The sequence below is a fragment of the Stieleria maiorica genome, from assembly GCF_008035925.1.
GTDB classification, from domain to species: domain Bacteria; phylum Planctomycetota; class Planctomycetia; order Pirellulales; family Pirellulaceae; genus Stieleria; species Stieleria maiorica.
The window spans coordinates 6,536,654-6,556,841 of record NZ_CP036264.1 but is presented as its reverse complement, the minus strand read 5'-3'; the positions used below and the strand labels follow the sequence as shown (position 1 = coordinate 6,556,841).

4 protein-coding genes and 1 tRNA gene are annotated in these 20,188 nt (G+C 55.5%); 2 read left to right on the top strand and 3 right to left on the bottom strand.

All coding sequences use genetic code 11. The features are described 5' to 3' along the window. Nucleotides 1-190 precede the first annotated feature (190 nt). Both Mal15_RS22215 and Mal15_RS22210 read left to right on the top strand, forming a co-directional pair. A tRNA-Arg gene (locus tag Mal15_RS22215) sits at nt 191-263 on the top strand. Nucleotides 264-696: 433 nt separating this feature from the next. Continuing rightward, nucleotides 697-1,209 carry a hypothetical protein gene (locus tag Mal15_RS22210; RefSeq protein ID WP_147869776.1) on the top strand — a complete coding sequence of 171 codons (513 nt, stop codon included), beginning with the start codon at nt 697-699 and terminating at the stop codon, nt 1,207-1,209. A 74-nt stretch (nt 1,210-1,283) separates the two neighbouring features. Here Mal15_RS22210 and Mal15_RS22205 read toward each other — a convergent pair whose 3' ends face one another. The 3 genes from Mal15_RS22205 to Mal15_RS22195 form a co-directional block, all read right to left on the bottom strand. Beyond that, nucleotides 1,284-3,968, bottom strand: a complete 2,685-nt coding sequence (locus Mal15_RS22205) for a M16 family metallopeptidase (protein ID WP_147869775.1) — start codon at nt 3,966-3,968, stop codon at nt 1,284-1,286. A gap of 325 nt (nt 3,969-4,293) precedes the next feature. Continuing rightward, nucleotides 4,294-4,473, bottom strand: a complete 180-nt coding sequence (locus tag Mal15_RS22200) for a hypothetical protein (protein WP_167546533.1) — start codon at nt 4,471-4,473, stop codon at nt 4,294-4,296. A 53-nt stretch (nt 4,474-4,526) separates the two neighbouring features. Then, complete coding sequence (locus tag Mal15_RS22195; protein WP_167546990.1) at nt 4,527-19,973, bottom strand: SdrD B-like domain-containing protein; 15,447 nt, start codon at nt 19,971-19,973, stop codon at nt 4,527-4,529. Between the last annotated feature and the right edge of the window lie 215 nt (nt 19,974-20,188).

Sequence of the window (20,188 nt, the reverse complement as noted above, 5' to 3'; positions counted from 1 at the left end):
AAAAATGCGGCGAACGATTGGCTGCAAACACGCTCACTAGTCTCCGATCGAGGGAATTCGGTGTCGCGAGAGGCCTCCATTATGGCGGACCCTCGAATGGAGGGGGCCGATTCTTTGCAAAGAAATGGCGCGTCCAGCGGAGACAGGTTTTCCTGGCAACACCGGCAAGGTAAAACGTGGACGCCAACACGCCCCCGTAGCTCAGGGGATAGAGCACAGCTTTCCTAAAGCTGGTGTCGCAGGTTCGAATCCTGCCGGGGGTGCTGAGGTTGGCGACTGAAACCCTTTTGCCCAGGTGACTCCTTGGACGGTACCGCCCATGCCGCGCCGCCGGCCGGTGGAACCGATCACCCGAAGGACGCTTCTAATCTAAACTCGCATGGGTACCGTCGCGTGAGGAGACGCATTTTTGCGATCCGGTATCGGCAAGGAACTCGTGTGCGACTCACTCGAAAACAACGGCTTAGGCATGAAGGAGCAGTGCGTAAACCGAAATTTGACATTGCATGATGGCTGCAATATAAACCGAGACGGAGTCTCTAAAAACGAAACGGGCCGAGACGGGCGGAAAACTTCACGATGTACATCAAGTCCACGATACGGGAGCGTCCGGATTTGAAGTCGGTCTTGTCTGAGGGGACTGTCGACGAACCGTCGATCGTGATTCGGACTCCCGGAGGTGTTCACGATCTTCTTTTGACCCAGGACGCCTACTCAAAGCCTCAACTTCGAGCTCTCATTTTCCCTCTCAAAAGCATCGTAGAAGAGACGCTCAAATTCATGGTACCGCAGTCTCAGGGTGTGGTGAAAGGCATGTCGGTCGTCATCGATTTGACGGTGAAAATGGCAGAAGCGATCGAAGAGTCTCTAGCCGATTCGTTGGAGCCAATCGATGCGACCGACCAACTCTGCAGTACGCTCGAACATTCAGACGACGAGACTCACCAACAGGCGATGAACAGCATGTTTGGGCTTGGTCGAAAACCGGAAGGTATCGTCAGCTTCATCGCGAGCTTAGATGATGAGACGACGATGGAGTACTGCAAGCCGTTAGGTGATGTTCTCGGTGCGGCACCGTTTCTGAAGGAGTTCTTTCAAATCGGATCGTTTGTCGTGCAATCGCTCGACGCGCCCAAAGAAAGTCATCTCGGCGCAGCGGTCCCGAACGGCATTTCGATGGACTCATTGCGGAAACGACTTGAGCAGTGATCCGACCGACGTCCATGTGGGGAGGCCCTCGACACCGTCCGTGATGCAGCCGACATGACGAAAAGATGGCGTCCTTATTGATCTGGATCTGCTGTAAGCGCAACGTCCCCAGCTACAGCGATTACCATTTGATCGAAATTCAAGTAGTTTTTGCCTGCCTGCTGCACGTCGGCCAACCCTACCTCATTGATTCGCCGCATCAGGTTAGATTCGTCGATAAAGCTTCGATCTTCGCTGGTCGTTTCCGCGAGGCTAGAAAGCAGTGATTTGTCGCTCCAGAATTTCATCCGCGCTGAATTCGCCAAATGCTCCTTTGCGAGACTGAGTTCGTCGACTGTGATCTCGGTTGAATGCAGAGAATAAAATGAATCGGCAATCGCTCGTTTCAACTCCAAAAGCCTTACTGAGTCGCAGGTAGCTCGCAAGCTTACTCGGGACTGATTCGTGCCCGGCAGGGGCTGGAGAGAGTTCGAGTAATAGTATGACAAACCGACATCCTGGCTGATCCGAGGAATTAATCGACGCAGCATCCAAACTCGATGCGCAACCAACAACGCGACGTAGTCTGGGTGGTCCCGGCCGACTTGGACATAGAGGTCACCAGCAAAGCATGCCGACGGACTCCCGTCAATTTGCAGTTCCGTAGACTCGGATTCAACTTGATAGGAAGCGGGAGGTTGAAACTCGCGCTCCGACTGCCAACGGTCCAGTGGTGGTGCGACTTTCGCGATGACTGTTTCCGGCTCGAAATCACCAACTGCTACAAAATCACCATGCACGCTACCGGTCAATTGCTGGTAACAGTCAAGAATATCCGCGAATCTGATCGACTTCAGCGAATCCAACTCCTCCTGTAGCGATTTAGCTCCGCTTCGGCGCAGGTGTTCATCGGCTAAGGGGTAGGGAAGTCTTGAGCGACGCTCCAACGAGGCGACGTTCGTTCGTTTGAGCGTTTCAAATTCATCCTGCGTAAAACAAGGCCCGCTAAGCAGATGATCGAGTCGTTCGAGCATCAACAAGAAATGCTCCTTCTCTGAGCGAATGGTGATGCTGAGTCCATCAACCGTTCTGCTTCCAAAGGTAGTTCCAAGTCCGACCGATCCGGGAACACGCAGGCGCGCGGCCGCTTTCGCGTTCGTTGAAGTGATCAGTTTTGGGAGCAACAAAAGTGCACCCGCGTTTACCACGGGCATGACGGTGCTATCGAGTCGGAACGTTAGTCTCGCGTGCACCATCGACCCGCGTGTCCTTTTTTGCAACAAAGCTACCTTCACTCCGTTGGGAAACGAACGGCGACTCACCCGGCTTTCAACCGCCAACGGATCCGGCTCAATCCATTCGCCGACAGAAATCGTACTCTCCCGATGAAAACCATCGAAAGACTCCGGTGGTACGTGCGGCTCTTGAATTGTCGTCAATACGGGCTCGCTCGAGGCAAAGTAAAGTCCTTCCGTTCGATTGTCGCGATGTAGATACCGTTTGGCGACCCGCTGAACATCTTCGACGCGAACGTTTTTGACTCGGTCGCGATGCAGAAAGTACAAACGCCAATTGCCAAGGGATTCCCAGTAGCGAAGCTCAACCGCAAACGACCGAAGGTCAAGCAGCTGACTCTGCATTCTGGCAAGAACTCGGCGTTTCGCTGATCGCACTTGTTCGCGTGTCACGTTCTCGGCAAAGTGCTCGGTGGCAGCGACAAGCTCGTTTAACAACGGTTCCGGAGCCGAATCGGTCGGCATCGTCCCATACAGCTCAACGAATCCGCGTTGCTTCAATCCTGAGATTCGCCCCCAGAGCTGGCCATCTCCAAGGATGTCGGGGGAAACCAGGGCAGCCGATCGAAATCGCTCTTGCGCCCAAAGGTAGCCAGGTGTCGTGTCCATCAATGCACTGAGAAAGATCTCGAATGCGGCAAAGTCTTCATGAGCTCCCGCCGGCCCGTGGTAAAGAAGCGCTGCGACCGGTTTTCCGGTCATCCCTCTCACCGTTATTCGACGTTCGCCGGTCTGTGGCGGATCAATCGTCGATTCGATTGGAGGTACGCGTTCAGGGTACTTGAGTCCACCGAAGTGTGTCTGGATGCTGTCCAGCGCCAACTGTGGTTCGAATCTTCCTGCCAGGACAATCGTTGCATTGTCGGCCCGATAGTACGTCCGGCGAAATGCTTCCAGAGAGTCCACCGTCATCTTGCTGAGGTCACCCTGATTTCCAATAGTCGCTCGGCCATAGTTGTGCCAAGGGAACGCCACCGAAATCATCTGTTCAGTCAGAACGTTTTCTGGACTCGCTTTCGCGTTGCTGTTTTCGTTCAAGACGATCTTTAGTTCCTCGGTCAGCTGACTCGGTGTCAAGCGGAGATTGGCGAAGCGATCCGCCTCAAAGTGGATTATTTTCTCCAGATTCTCGCGTGTACCGGGCATGGTTGATTCGTAGTTCGTGAAGTCATTCCACGTCGAAGCTTGCATCGACCAGCCGTTTCGTCGGATGACGTTTCGGACGTCTGGAAAGGCGACCGTTCCCTTAAACATCATGTGCTCTAAGAGATGGGCGATACCTTTTTGCCCATACGGCTCATGACGCGAGCCAGCGCGAATGATGATATTGACAGTAAGGGTAGGAATCGAGGAATCCGGCACAAAAAGCACCTTCAGCCCGTTGTCCAACTGATATTCCGATATTCCCTCGATTTCGCATGCCGGTTCCGGCATCTCGCCTGCGAGTCTCGCAGGAACGGTCAATATACATGCAATGGAAAGCATGAGGCGTGTGCAATGAAAACCTGCAGTGCCGAGGTTATTTATCCGCAAAACCTTCTCCTTCAGTAGGATACCTAAGACGTGCAGATTATCGCTGAGTCGACACCGCGACTCGAGCCTGAGTTTCGTGCACAAAGTTGCTGTGGATTGATTCCACACCGAGGATGCCGCCGAGCTCAAGTTGTCTCTCGAAATTTTGAACTATGCATCTCTTTTTTGGCGGAAATTGGGAACAGTGCCTTACCACTCCTTCGACGATGGGGCAATGAAGGTGAAGTGGGATCAATAGGGCGCATAGGACTTATAGGTCCCATCTGTCCTATTGGTCCTATGATTCACGGCCCTCCAGCTTCCGCACAGTTTGCAGGGGATGTTGCAGTTCGGCATCATGGCGGCCGCTCCGAGTGACCGTCGGCGGCAGTCGATCAGCGGTTCGGCGCCCGATCACGTCGTCGGCGAGATCTGGATCATGCAATCCGCCGTTGGCGATCACTGGCAGTCCGGTCATACCGCGAGCCATCGTTGTAAGCGGCTCTCGCCTGTCTGTATTGAAGAACACTCTCAATCGAGTTGTCGCAGAAATCGCAATCCGAATCGTCCATAGTCTTGCCCATCGACGTCACCGTCGCGATCGCTGTCAAACAGCGGATCGAATTCGGGATCGCCAACAGTTTTCAAGAAAGTCAATGCGAACCGTCCGTAGTCTTGCCCGTCGACGTCACGGTCACCATCAGAGTCGCCGAAGAAACGATAAAACTGATCCACCGCGTCGACTCCTGCGTTGCCGTCGGAATCGCCATCAAGATTGTTGTTTGCCAAGTCGTGGACGTGACTGTGAAGCACTCGTAATTCATAGTCACCGTCGATCAGCGCTCCACCCGACTCGGTAGACGCGCCGCTAAACGTCAGCACAACGACGGTCGCGTTGTCGACGATCGATGGTGTCGCTACCAGGTCCACCAGTTCCGATGCGTTTCTGGTCAGCGTGATGGCACCGGGGACCAACGTCACGATGGAATCGAACGACACGGCAATCGAATCGATGACGCTGTTTCCTCCCTCTCCGCGATCAAACTCCGCCACTTGAGGAGCCAGGTTATCGACCGTGAAGACTTCATCCATCGCCGGCTCGATCGTCGGAAGCGGGTTTCCTAACAGATTTACGATGTCCTGGTTCGCCGCCAAGTCGATGCCGACCAACCCGTTGTAGGACGCAAGATCCCCACCGGAGACAGTAATGGCGTAAACCGTCTCACCGGTTCCGGCGACGGCTGCGATCTCGGAAACAACCGCCGTCGAGCTTCCGGACACCGCGAAATCACTCGCGTGGATTTGAGTCACCGGTGCAGTGAATTCCGCGTGAAAAACCAGGACGTCGGAGTTGGTGATCGGCGTCAACGGCGCCTGGCGTACAAATCGCGTGACGGGGTCGGCAAAGACGCCAACGTTACCAAAGTGGAACGGCCCCTTGGATTCGGATGGACCGATCGTCACATTGTGGGATGTTGCCGACGAGGTGCCCGCGTCGCGAGTGAATGTCACGAGCGCGTCATCCGTGGCTCCGACCACGTAAACATTTTTTCCGTCTGGACTGACGGTGCTAAACCATGCCTGGTTCAGTCCATCGACGCCGCCAGCGTTGTCGGCGATGTCTTGAAGATATCCAAGGTGCCCCGTCACCGGATTGCGGCTGAACACGCCGATTTTGTCGCGAAAATCGTTTGTGACGTAGACGTTTTCTCCGTCCGGACTGATCGAGACCGAAATCACTCCATCGAGGACATTTGAAACAAAAGAACTCACCGTTCGTTTTTGTGCGAACGTTAACTCTCCGGTGATGTCATTGCGAGCAAAAACGGCGATCGCGTCATCCACTTTGCCCGCGACGTAAACATGATTCCCGTCGGGTGCGATCGTTACTCCCGATGCAAGGTTTAATCCATCGACTCCCCCGACACCATCGCGCAGTGTTTGCACGTGAGTGAGCATGCCGGTCGTTGGATTGCGTGAAATGACAGTCAACGCATCGTCATCGCTTCCTGTGACGTAGAGATGGTGTCCATCCGCACTGATCGCCAACGAGAACACAAAATCGAGTCCTGAAAAACCATTGACGCCATCAGTCACTGATTGCACGAACGTTAGATTACCCGTATCGGGGTCTCTCGAAAATGCCGCAACCGAATCATCCAACGCTCCTCCCGCGTAGACATGCGCTCCGTCCGGGCTAATCACAATTGACAGGGCACTGTCGATTCCGTTGACTCCATCTACTCCGTCACGCAGACGCTGTGAGTACGTAACCAAGCCGGAGGACTGATCGCGATCAAAGACCACGACGGAGTCATCAAAATCGCTGGAGACATAGACGTTCTTACCATCCGGACTAACAACGACAGACTGCGCTCCGTTGAGCCCCGTCACACCGCTAACATTATTGCGAACCACCTGCAATAGCGTGGCTTGGCCCGTCACGTGGTCTCGCTGCAATACGGTCACGGAGTCGTCTGTGTAGGATGCAACATAAATGTGATTGCCGTCGGGGCTGACGGTCACGCCCGCGGCTTCATCCAATCCATCGATTCCGTTGACGCCGTCACGTAACGCTTCGACAAACGTTAATTCGCCTGTGCCGCCGGTGAACTCGACCGGATAGGTTTGCGTCCATCCGGCAGGCAAGAATTCGCCGACGTCATAGTTTCCTGGCCCCAAGTCACTGAATCGATAGTTCCCCGTTTCGTCGACATCGGTTGTCGCTGGATCGTCCAACGAAGTGATTGCCGTTGGTTCGGTCGCATCATATTGTCCGTTGCCATTGAGATCTAAGTACACCATGACGCCCGCGAGTCCGGGCTCTGAAGAATCCCACAGCCCATCGCCATCTAAATCATGCCATTTGCGACCAAACAATTCGCCGGTGCGGTCGACCACATAGATTTCTCCGCTGTCAAATCCCCCATTGTTGATGCCCGTTCCGCCAAGAAAGTTGTTGTAGGCATCCTTGATCGTGTCATCGTCAACCACATTCAAACGAATTGTGCCATCACCAAGCCCCGTGGATACGGTGACGGTGTAGACGCTTCCGCTACCACTGAGCGAAGTGATCTCCGCTCCCGGAAGTCCTGTCAGTGCGAGCGAAAAGTCATCAAGATCGACGCCTGTGACGTCTTCAGTGAACGTGACCGTAAAGTCGATGCTTGCCGAATCAGTCGGGCTTGCACCAACACGCCTGATAGAATCGACCGACGGGCCGGTTCGATCGAATGTGTAGCTGTTGCTGGAAGTGAAGCCTCCATTTCCCGCGCCAGGCCCGCCCAGCGGGTTGGTTCTTGCGTCGGTGATGGAGTCGTCGTCGAGAACATCCAGCCGCAACGTTCCGTCTCCGCTTCCGGAGTCAACGGTCACGGTGTAGACCGAACCCGCTTGAGTGATGTTGCTAATCGAGACCCCCGTTAAACCGTTTGCGATCAAACTAAAGTCCACGTCGTCGACGCCACCAACCAATTCGCTAAACGTCACCACGAAATCCACCTCGTTGGCGTTGGTCGGGCTGACGTCCGGCGTTTGCACCGAGATGACTTGCGGAGGCGTCAAATCAACGACGTATTCTTCGCCTGTGTTGAAGGCCCCGTTGTTCGCTCCTGAACCGCCGAGCGACTGTCCGATCGAATCGATGATCGAATCATCATCGATCACATCCATACGCACGATTCCTTCACCACCGGTGGCGACGATTGTCACGGTGTAGACCGCGCCGTTGCCGGCAACTTGGGTCACCGAAGTACCTGTGACGGACGTCGCCGTGATGGAGAAATCGCCAGCGTCAACGCCGGCGACAGGCTCACTAAAGGTCACGGTGTACTGAAGCGTTGAAGCGTTGGTCGGACTACTTCCGACTCGGACCACCGACTCGACCGCAGGAGGGACATCCACGTTGGTGGTCACTGAAATCACGAAGGTGGACTCGAACCATTGACCGTCACGATCGGTCGAGCGCACGCGAATGCTCAATGGGTCAAGCCCAGGGATTGCCCCGTCGGTTTCGAGTTGAGCGTTGACGATTCGAAATAGCCCGTTATCGTCATCGCCGTTTCCGCTGACCAGCGTGTACGAAAAGCTGTCACCTACGTTGGGGTCGGTCGTCGAAAAAACACCAACCAATTCTCCGACAGGACTCTCTTTCAAGATGTTCGAGTTGCTCAACGCAATCGCTTCGGGCGAACGATTGGAAGTGAAGTGCAACAAGAACGCGTCGCGTCCGCCAGCGCTCGCCAGGCTGACGTCACTGACCAGTGGGTCGAGCGTCGCCGTGGCTTGAAAGTAGCCCGTGGCTGCAACGCTACCATCGGAGCCGATGTCGACACCGTAGGCAAAGTCATCTTCGATGCCGCCGAAACGGTACGCCAGCACGTCTGTTCCTGACGGGTCGAGGCTAAAGACAGCCGCATCATATTCCCCCGCTGAGGTGAGGATCTGTTCCTCCGCCGACGGATCAAAATCGACGGTTTCTTGTAGATATCCTGCACCTGCCAATCTGCCACTGGCATTGATTTCCAGGTCGTCTGCACCCTCCGATCCGATCCCGGTGAACGCAAACGCATGTCCGAATTCTCCATTGGCGTCGAGTTTGATAATGGGAAGGTCGTATTGGTAGACCGGTATGTCCTCTGAAACGACTGCCTGCAAATAGAATTCATCAAAACCAGGATCGACGTCGGGTCTGCCCAAGAATAATCCAGAGCTGTAAACGGTGCCGTCATCCGCCGCTGCGACCGCGCGACCGTACTGAACGTTCATCGGGCGAACCCAGTCCAGAGTGCCGTCGGGTTGCAACCGCATCGTAAAACCGCCTCCACCCTGCAGCGAGGTCGTGTAGGGGCCGGCTTCAAAGTCGGTGATTCCGCTGTAGCTGCCGGTTACATACACATGCCCGCTGCTATCCACATCGACGCGTTCGCGTGGATTGATTCCCGACAATCCAAATTGCGTCGCCCAGTTAAACTGCCCCGCGTTATTTAGATTCAAAACGAATCGATCGCTGCTGCCTTCATTGGTCATTTCAAACGTGCCGGTGCCCGGATCAAAATCGACCGGGCCGTTGCTAAAGACCCCAGTGAAAAGCAGATCGCCGTTGTCAGCGACCGCCAGATCTCGGACCCCCGCCTGGATCGCCCGCACCCAAACAAAGTCTCCCGCGCCATTGAACCGAAGCACGTAGCTGTGTGACGAAGCAACGTCTAACGTCGTGTCGGTCGCACCCGGATCAAAATTCGTCTCGCCATTGAAGTTACCCGTCAGGGTCACATCGCCATTACCTGCAACGTGGATGCCTATCGCGTCGAGGCCGGTACCACCTTTCAATTGCTTGGCCCAGACCAAGACTCCCGAGCGGGTGTACTTGGCAAAGAAAGCGTCTTCGCTGCCTTCATTTTGCAGGATTGCTTCGCCCGGTCCAGGATCAAAATCGATCGATGATGCGAACTTCCCAGCAACGTAGACGCTCCCTGCTGAGTCAATCGCGACAGCTCGGCCTTCGTCGTTGCTGTCTCCACCTAACGGAATCGCAAAGCCGAACGCGTTGGGCGTACCGGTCAACCCGGCGTCAACGTTCGTCAGTGATTGTCCTGGCACCAACGAAAACGTGTCGCTCAAGCCATCGGGACTCGTGTCGCTGCCAAGCGTCTCGTCCACACCGACATTTTGCAAGGTGTACTGGTAACCATTGGGAATGCGAAAGCCAACAGCGTAGTCCACACCTGGGACAAGCCCGCTGAACGAGTATTGTCCATCCGCGCTGACTTCAACCGTTTGCAAGACCAGTCTTTCCCCCGCGGGCATCAGCTGCGCGACAACGGCATCGACGGTTGGTTCGCTGTCGTCACGTAGACCATCCTGATTGATGTCGTTCCAGACTCGCCCGGATGCCGACGCCGCTTGCGCCGCGGCGAGCACTTGAACGGTCAACGGGGTTTCGACCGCCAAGCCCGCCGCGTCGGTTGCTTTCACGCGAACGCTGTAGCTGTTCTTGACCGATTCGTCAAACACGGCGGCGGTTCGAAGGACGCCATCGGTGATGATGAATGACCCGTTGTCCGAGTCACCTGTTCCGGCCACCAACTCGAATGTGAAGACGTCCCTCGAATCGGGATCCACAGCAGACAGGGGGCCCACTTGTGATCCCACCGGTAGACCTTCAAACACTCCATCGATCGGCAAGGTGACGCTTGAGGGTGCTTGAGGTGCGAAGTGCCGCGCGATGAACGCATCCGATCCAATCGTCGACAATGGATATTGCCCCGCTCTGGGATCAAAATCGACTGTCGTTCCCGAGAAAATACCCGTCGACATGACGGATTCGTCCGGCAGTATCGATAGCTGCTGAATGTTGCTCACGCCGAAAGTCTGTCCCCACTGGAGATTCGCCGAGGCGTCTAGTCGAACGATGAACGACTCATAGCCCGTCGCAGCACTCTGCTCGAACACGCCCACCCCAGGATCGATGTCGACGGTCTGTGCAAAGCTCACGGCGACATAAAGACTGCCGTCGCCTGATCCTTGAACCGCAGTACCAACGGATGTAAATGAGGCCGGGAAGTGAGTCGCAAATCCCAGGTCACCATTGGCATCAAGCTTCCATACAAATGCGTCGCGCTGTGAACCGCTGGCGGTCAGCAGAAAATCGTTCGCCGATGGATCAAAGTCTGCGGTGTATTGGAACGATCCTGTTGCGACCACGCCACCATCCGAGGTGACGGCAAGGCCTCGAAGATCGTCTTGCCCATTCCCGGATGTTTTCTTGGCCCACAAGAAGTCGCCCTGAGCATCCAGTTTGGCGATGAACCCGTCGTTGCGAGTACGAACGTTTGAAGACATCAAGTACGCATCAGGGCCTGGATCAAAATCGGTCGTCCCGCGGAACGTGCCTCCCAGGTATAGACTTCCATCAGAGGCAAGTTCCATCGCCGCTGAATTGGCGCTAATCTGTTTTACCCAGACGAAGTCTCCATTGGCATCCAGCCGACTGAGAAACAGGCCGCCAGAATTGCTTAGATGAACGCCTGGCCCGGGATCAAAGTCAATGGAGCCACTGAAAGTGCCGGCGGTCAGCACATCTCCGCCATCGGTCACCGTGATCTGACTCCCTTCGCCTCGACCGCCGTTGAATCCCTTTAGCCAAATCGCATTTCCGTCGGGGGCCAATTTGGCAACGAAGATGGACTTCGTCCCTCCGGTCGTGCCCAATCGGGAAACACTTCCACGGATCTCGTAATTCAGCGATGAATCGTACGATCCCGTCACATAGACGTTGCCGTTGTCGTCCACGGCCAAATCTTGTCCGTAAATCGAACTTCCTGACATTTCCGCGACCCAAATCAACGCCCCTGCTGGACTGTATTTCGCGACAAAGCCGCTGTTGGAATTGCCGCTCGCATCTTTGATCGAAACGCCTGGTCCGGGATCAAAATCTGCGACGCCGCGAAACGTTCCCGTCACGTAAAAATTGCCTTCATTGTCCAACTCGATCGCATTCGAAGCGTGGCTGTTCTCACTACTCAAACTGAATGCAAAACCAAACGACGGTTGCCCCCCAACGACTCCTGCGTCCAAATCACTGAAGGTCTCTCCTGACGCCAGGGTAAACGGAACCGTCGATCCATCTGCACGGGCGTCGCTATCGATTTGGCTGTCTGAACCGACGTTCGGGAGTGTGAATTCAAAGTCCGCGGGCAATCGATAAGCGACTTGATAACTCAGGTTGGGCAGCAAAGCGTCAATCTGGTAATATCCGTTGGCGTCCGTCACTACCATGCCACGAGAGAGTTGATCATCGGTCGCTATGATTTCGGCAACGACTCCCGAGACACCCGGTTCGCCGGCATCTTGCAGACCGTTGCCGTTGAAATCATTCCAGACGCGATTGCCCACCGATGCCGCCGTGGAAATCTCTTGGACCTCTACGGTGATCGAGTCGCTATAGGTCAGACCTTGCGAATTGGTGGCAGCGACGCGAACGTTGCGTGTCGACTGGACGGAATGATCGAAGCTGGTGCTTGCCACCAAGACGTCACCTTGGATTTCAAAAGACGCGTTGTCCTGGTCGCCCGGTCCGCTGACGAGTTGAAAGCTGAACGATTCTTCAGGGGAGATGTCGGTCGCCGAAAGGAGCCCCACGATTGTTCCGGCAGGTTGCTGTTCCAAAACCCGATTTTCGGCGAGAGAGACTGCAGTGGGTGCATCGGGCTGACTGAACTTCCAAACGAAAGCATCTGGATTGTTCGCCGCAGTGAGAGGGTAATTGATCCCGCCAGGACCAAAATCGGAAATGTTAGCGAACGCAGCAGAAACCACGATCTCCCCAACGCTGGTGACGGCGAGTCCGCTTTCATTGACAATGCGTGAAGGCGTCGAAGTGGTCCATCGGAACTGTCCCCTATCATCGTAGGCGACAACCCGATCGTATCCACCAAGGTAGACATTGTTCGAACCGTCCAACGCGATTGCATCCGCGAATTCGTTGCTGGTCCCGCCAAACTGCTTAGCCCACTGGAAACTCCCGGCGGCATCGGTTTTGACCAAGTACGCGTCAAGACCGCCGGCGCTGGTCAATTCCTCGACTCCCACTCCCGAATCAAAGTCAACCGTGTTCGAAAATCGGCCGGCTGCATGAACACTACCGTCGGATCCAACCGCGACCGCGTAGCCATAATCTGAATCGGGGCCACCATAACTGCGCGAGGAGAGATAATTACCAGCCGCGTCCAATTCGCTCACGAAAGCATCGTATCCGCCTGCCGAAGTCAACGTTTGTGTCGCGGCACCCGGATCCATATCTGCAGAGAATCGATAGTACCCCGTCGTCACGACACGACCATCAGGGCCGACCGCGACGTCGTAGCCACGATCAAACGAAGATCCTCCGATCGATTTCGCCCAGACGAAGTCCCCCAGGCTGTCAAGTTTCATCACGAAAGCATCTTCGCTTCCAGTGCTGGTCAATTCATGTGTGCCGGCGCCGGGATCAAAGTCGGCGGTGCCATTGAAATAACCCGTTAGCACGATGCTGCTATCGGGCGCCGTCGCCATACCGTAGATCCAATCGTTGCCTGTGCCGCCAATCGATTTCGCCCAATCGATTTGCCCATCAGAGGTAAGGCTTGCAACAAACCCGTCCGTCCCGCCAGCCGCGGTGAGTGTTTGACCGCTGCTGCTTCCAAGCAGTGAAGCAGTATCGTTGTAGCCGCCCGAAACCAGGACGCCTCCGCCTGGAACGGCTTCCAGCGAGTGTCCGGTGATGCTGCCAGTGGAACCAAACTGTGTCGCCCAGATCAGTGCTCCCGTCGAAGTGTACTTTGCGACATAGGTGTCCACGTTTCCTATGCTGTCGAGTTCGTAGACTCCGGGCCCAGGGTCAAAGTCAACTGATCCTTGAAACGTTCCAACCGCATAGATGTTTCCGACGCTGTCGATGACGACATCGCGTCCTCTTTCTTCGGAACTGGACTCTGCTTCGGCACCCAAGCCGAATGCAAAACCGAACGAAGGTGTCTCCCCGACGACTCCCGCGCTGACGTGATTGAGAGTCTGACCAGGCGCCAGCATGACGGGCGAAACGTTGCCGAGGTTATCAACGTCGCTGTCGATCTGATCATCCGTGCCGGCGTTCGGCGTGGTGAAATCCAGATCTGCGGGCAGCCGAAACTGGACCCTGAAATCTGCTGCGGGCAGCAGTTCGCCGATGTCATAGTTGCCTTGTGAATCGGTCAACACGATGCCGTGTGACAGATGACTCGCTTCATCAAAGACTTCGACGACCACTCCACCGATGCCGTTTTCAGAAACTTCACGCAGCCCATTGCCGTTCAAGTCGTGCCAGACAGCATCCGAAATGGTTGCCGCCTGAGATTGCTCGACCACCGAAACCGCCAACGATTGTTCGAAAGACAGACCGCTGCCGTCTGTAACGCGCACGCGAATCCTGCGATCTGGCTGGCCGTTGTGTGCGAGAACGGAGGCCGTGCTGAGGACACCGTCGAAAATCTTGAAATCGGCGTTGTCGTCGTCGCCGGTTCCCGACACCAATTCGTAGGTGTGGTTGCCATCTGGATCGCCGCCAAGCGAGATCAGTCGCCCCACGTTCGTGTGAATTGGTTTTTGTTCCAACACGCGGTATTCGGTGAGCGTCAGAGCCGTTGGAGCTTGTGGCGGATGAATTCGGCTGACGAAAGCATCGTCGCGTCCACCCCCGATAATCTCGAGAACGCCCCCGCCGGGATCCATGTCCGTGATTGCCGTGGTTTCGCCGGTTATGAAGACACTTCCGTCGGGAAGCGTGACGATGTCGTTGCCATAGTCGGCTTGCGCCGATCCGAACGATCGGACGGACACGATTTCGCCGGTCGCGGTCAAGTTTGTCAGCAACACATCGAAGGTTCCCGGCGCGCTCAAGGTCACGTTGCCGCCGAGCGTTTGAAAGTCGGAAACCCCAGCGAACTGGCCAATCACGTCGACGCTGCCATCCGCACCAACAGATACACCGCGGGCATCGTCGACCGAAGGACTGCCCCATCGCGTCGCCCATTGGAAATTACCTGCTGCATCCAGCTTGGTCGCGTAAGCATCGGAGAACGACAGGGAGGTGCCCTCTGCGGTCAGTTCAAATTCGCTCGCACCCGGGTCGAAATCCGCAGTTCCTCGAAAGCTGCCCGCCATCACAATCTCGTCAGCCGGCCCAATGGTCAAGGCGTTGACTGAATCAGAGCCATTGCCTCCTTGCTGTTTGCCCCACAGTAAATTGCCGTTTGTATCGAATGCCGTCACAAAGACATCGGCACTGCCTGAACTGGCCAACGCAGAAACACCCACGCTCGGATCGACGTCCAGATTACCCAGGAACGTTCCCGCGACGATCGCATTTCCCGTCGAACTCAACGCGACCCGCTTTGCGTTGACGGTACTGGATCCGCCCACACGTCCGGCCCAAATGAATTCGCCATCGCTTCCCAGCTTCCAAATGAAACCATCGATTCCGGTGGCACTAAGTTCGAAGTCATTTTCGCCAGGATCAAAGTCTGGCGTGTTTCGAAAGCTGCCGACTGCGAAGACACTGCCATCACCGGCCACGGCAACATCATCAGCGCTGTCTGTACTGGTCGAACCAACCGAGCGGGCCCAACGCAGGTTGCCGTCGGAATCCAACTTCGCAACAAACGCATCGGTCGAACCGTTGCTGGTTAACTGCGTCGATTGATTACCGGTCCCAAACTCTGCGACGTCTTGATACGAACCGCTAATCAAAACCGAACCATCATTGGCGATATCAATCGACTTTGCTTCGTCGGCAGACGAACCGCCAAAGGTCTCCGCCCAGATGAACGCACCGGATGCGGAATACTTCGCGACAAAAATATCGATTGATCCACGAGAAGATCGTTCGAACGTATTTGGGCCTGGATCGAAGTCGACCGTGTTTTGGAATCGACCCGACACGTAAAGATTGCCGTCGCTATCGGTCCCGACCGCCTGGCCAATATCGTCGCCGTTGCTGCCAATTTTCCCAGCGAACCCAAAGTAGGGAGCGGTCCCGATCAATCCGACGTCCAACGAATCAACGCTTTGCCCCGTATTAACAGTGACTGAATCAGTGACACCCAACGCGTCTGCATCACTGTCGAGAGTGTCGTCTGGCCCGGCGTTGGCAATGGTGAACCCAAAATGCAATGGAGGCCGAACGAGAGCGTGATAGTCCAGCCCTGGGACGAGCCCACCTACTAAATAGGTTCCGGCACTGTCCGTGATTGCCCGGCCTCGCAAGAGACCGTCGGCCGTGGACCGAATTTCAACCACCGCACCTTCGATCCCATTCTCGCCCACATCCTGGATGCCGTTTTCATTGGTGTCGTGCCAAATGTAGTTGCCGATTGTTCCGGCATTGGCGATCGGCAGAACTGTAACGCTTAGCGATTGTTCGACCCAGCGTCCACTGCGATCGATGGCTCGCACGCGAACGCTGTAACTGTCTTTGACACTCTGGTCGAAAACTTCCGTTGCAATCAATGCTCCGTTTTCAACAGAAAAGGATCCGTTGTCAACGTCGCCGACTCCGGTGGCTAAGCGATAGTGAAAGGACTCATCGAAATCAGGGTCGGTTGCTGCGAATCTTCCGACGACGGTCCCCGCAGGCTGCGATTCGATGATGCGGTCATTGAGAAGCTGCACACTCGTCGGAGCCAGCGGCGTTGAAATCTTTGAAACGAAAAGATCGACGCCAAACAGCGTGCGCAATTCATGAGTCCCAGCACCGGGATCAAAGTCTGCTCGGTTTTCATATTGCCCCCCCAAAAAAGCGGAACCATCGTTGGCAACGGCAACGGCTAAACCCAAGTCATCGTCGACGCCACCAACGGATTGCACCCATTTCAGATTCCCCGCCGAATCCAAGACGCTGACATACGCATCAGTCGGTCCTGCACTCGTGCGAATCAGCGTGTCAACGTTCGGGTCAAAGTCGACGGTTTCTGAAAAACTTCCCGCGAAATACAGGTCACCATTGGCGGCTAGTTTCGCGTCTTTGACGTCGACCAAACTGGTGCCGCCGATCGATTTCCCCCAAACGAAATCGCCGGAGGCGTCTAGCTTGGTGACGAACAAGGCGCGAGTCGAACCGGGCGTCGTTGTTCGCTCGGCGATTCCATCGCCGGGGTCCAGATCAATCGTCTTGGTAAAGTCACCGATGGAGTAAACGCTACCGTCATCCCCGACTTCGACTTCGTAAGCTGCCGAATTGACGAGCGATCCGGACCATTGTTTCACCCAGTGGAGTTTTCCATCGGCGGACAATTTCCATAGAAAAGAATCTTGAGTTCCGATCGCCGTTCGAGAATCCGTTCCGGCGTCAGGGTCAAAGTCCGCAGTGCCCTGGAATCCACCCGCAACATAGATGTCGCCGATCGCATTGATGGAAACGCCGTTCCCACGATCGTAGTTCGTTCCCCCCGTTCGATTCGCCCACTGCAACTGTCCACTTGCATCCAATCGGACGACGAACACATCGGTTCGGAAGTTACTCGAACCGACCAGCGAATGAACGCCCGATCCCGGATCAAAATCTCCCGTCCCGCGAAACTCTCCGACGATAGCGACATCGCCATTTGGAAACAGGGCGACCGAGTTACCATGGTCCTCGTACGCCCCGCCCATCGCGGCCGCCATTTCGAATCGTCCGTCCCGGTCCAGACTCCAAACAAAAATGTCCGCTGATCCGCCGCTGGTCAGCTCATAGGTGCCCGTTGACGGATCGAAGTCTGCGGTACCTTGAAAGGATCCCGTGACAAATGCATCCCCCGATTCGTTGACAACCAGATCGGTGCTTCGGTCGGCACCCGTGCCATCGATTCCACGCGCCCAAATCAGTGCCCCTTGGGGTGTGTATTTGGCGAGGTAAACGTCGTCGGTTGAAACGGATCGGATGAAATACTCCGATGGCCCGAAATCAAAGTCAGATCGTTCACGGTAGGAACCGCTGACGTAAAGATTGCCTGCCGCATCGGTGTCCATCGCCGACGCATTGTCCGTCAAAGAACCTCCCGAACGACCGGTAAATCCATATGCCGCAGGGCCACCGACCAAGCCTGCGTCAACGTCACTCGGGGAGAGTCCCCCGGTATGCAAAAAGAGAGGTGTCGTTCCCTTTTGATCAACGTCACTATCGATTGTGTCGTCATTGCCCACACCCTGTGTCGAAAACACATAGCCGGTCGGTGCGCGGAAATGGACGTAGTAGTTTTTTCCGTTTTCCAGCCCAGCGATTTGATACTGTCCCTGCGAATCCGTGATGGACAGGTTTACCGAGATGTCGTCATCGTTCCCCACGATTCCATCGACGGACTCGAACAATTCAACCACGGCGCCTTCGACGCCAGGTTCACCCGAATCGCGCAACCCGTTCTCGTTTGCGTCCAGCCAAACGTGATCGTCGATGATGTCGGCTTGCACATCGGAAACCGTCAGTACGCCGGTGCCGCTGACGAAGCCGGCTGCGGCGGCGGTCAAAGTCACGCTCTGGCTGCCATCGACGATCACATCATTGACGGCTTCAATCGGGATCGTGATCTCACGTTGGCCCGCGGGAATGAGAACGCTGGCTTGAACCGCCACTTCGCTGGTGTCGCTGCTGGCCAGGCTCACGATGACCTCATTCAATGATTCATCATTGCGGCCGATCGTCACGACGGTGGCTTCGATTCCGTCAATCTCAGAGATCGAGTCATCCAGGATTGAAACCGACAGTCCCTGAGGATCGTCGTCAAGATTGGTGACGACCACATCTGCGGGATCGATGCCTACTCGATCGGTCCAGAGCAGCAGTTGGTTGATTCGTAGCGAAGGATTTCGATCTAAACGAATGTGGGCTGTACTGCTGCCGGTGACTTGGTCATCCGCGAATCCGACCGTAAACAGACCGCCAGTCTGACCATTGATGTCAGACACAGCCGCTGCACTCAAATTCATTTGGAAACTGGATCCGACGGGATTCGCGGAACTCGTCACTTCGGCGACACCGTAGATTTGACCGGTGCCCAGATCAGCGAACGCGGCAAGAGATGTCAATGAGTTGCCTAGCAAAGAATCATTGCCCAGAACATAGTCGTAGGCGGTGAAACTCATCCCGGACGTGAAGTTGTAGTGGTCCATCTGCAATTGCAGTGTTGCTCCGACGGCCGGGAACGTGATGCCGGACAGATCAAATGTTAGAAATGATCGGTGCTCGGCATTCACGCCGTTTTCGCCGACGATCATCAAGTCGGTGCCGTTTAAGTTGCTGCCCGCGGCGTTGAATTCGCCTCGCTCGACATCGTCCAGGACCACCGGATCAGCGAACGATCCATAGTTAAGATCTTGGCTGCTTGCGATACTGGTGACGATCGTCACCGCTTGGTTGCCATCGGAAACGGCATCGTCGACTCCGGTGACGGTGACTGTCTGCGCGCTGTTCCAATTCGACGGAGTGAATGTTACGACGGAAGGAAAGACGGTGGCTTCGGTAACGTCGCTGGACGTCAGATTGATTGAAACATCAGCGGTCGGTTCAGAATCCAACACGATCGTGAACTCGGCCGATCCACCCGCTTCGGTTGTCGTCAGACCGGCCGCAGCAGAAACGGTGACTCCGGCGACGTCATCATCGGTCACATCTACCGTGTCGGATCCCGAAAGGAAACCACTCGACGAAGCCGTGATCGAAACGGTCTGTGTTCCGTCGACCTGAAAATCATCGATTGCTGAGAGCGGCACTTGGACCGAGCTAGCGAACGCTGGAATGGTGACGGCTGACGCGATCGCAGCTTCACTGGGGTCGCTGCTGCTGAGTGCAACTGCCAATGATTCAGACAAGTCTCCGTTGCGTGTCACCAAAACGGTTGCCGCACTTGGTCCGGCTGACTCCGAAATCGAGGAAGCCTGAACATCAACGCTGAGCGCCGCTGACTCGTAATCAAGAACCAGGGTTGGCGAAGAACCAAATCCTTCCAAGCTGTAAACGCCGACCCAATCTGCATTGAGTGCGGTGTTTTGCATGCGCAGGCCGACATGGCCGCCCAAATGAAACTCAATTGCAGCCGGATCAAGCGTAAATTCGTGATTGCCAAGTTCAGACACGGTTCCCGTTCCCGCAGCCATCGATACGGCTTCTGCATCCGACAAATTGATTACCCCGTCACCGGCATAAGATCGGAAAACTAGCTCTGGCAGTGCTCCGCTTTTCAGTGGAACATACAGCCCCAGTTTCGCAGCGGTCAGAGTTGATCCTTCAGGAATGCTTGAAAGATCAAATTCAAACGCTCCGCGTTCCTGTCCGATGCCTGATGACGTGAACCATCGATCCGTGATCGTGTTTCCGTTTGTGGTCAGGGTCTCATAGGTTCCATCGAGATCCGTGTCCGCGATCTTGCCGTCCGCCACAGCGGTCAGCGTGACCTGGGCAAGTAGATGCCGCGACTCAAGTGACTCCATCAAGAGTCGGCGTCGACGTCTCAGGCGTTCATTGAAACCAGCCACGACGGGGCGTCGGATAGCACCTTTGACTTTCCTTTGAAATCTCATACTGCCCCTCAGTCGTTACAGCGACTGCGATTCGCGCTGCCCATACGTGTCAAATCAAACGCGGTGCCCTTCACCCTGTGTCGGTAAAGTAAAGGGTGCGAAACTGCCTGAGCGATCAGTATACT

Coding starts and splice junctions, on each gene's coding strand:
- Mal15_RS22205 (WP_147869775.1), bottom strand. CDS start 3,968: ATGCTTTCCATTGCATGTATATTGACCGTTCCTGCGAGACTCGCAGGC.
- Mal15_RS22195 (WP_167546990.1), bottom strand. CDS start 19,973: ATGGAGTCACTTGAGTCGCGGCATCTACTTGCCCAGGTCACGCTGACC.
- Mal15_RS22200 (WP_167546533.1), bottom strand. CDS start 4,473: ATGACCGGACTGCCAGTGATCGCCAACGGCGGATTGCATGATCCAGAT.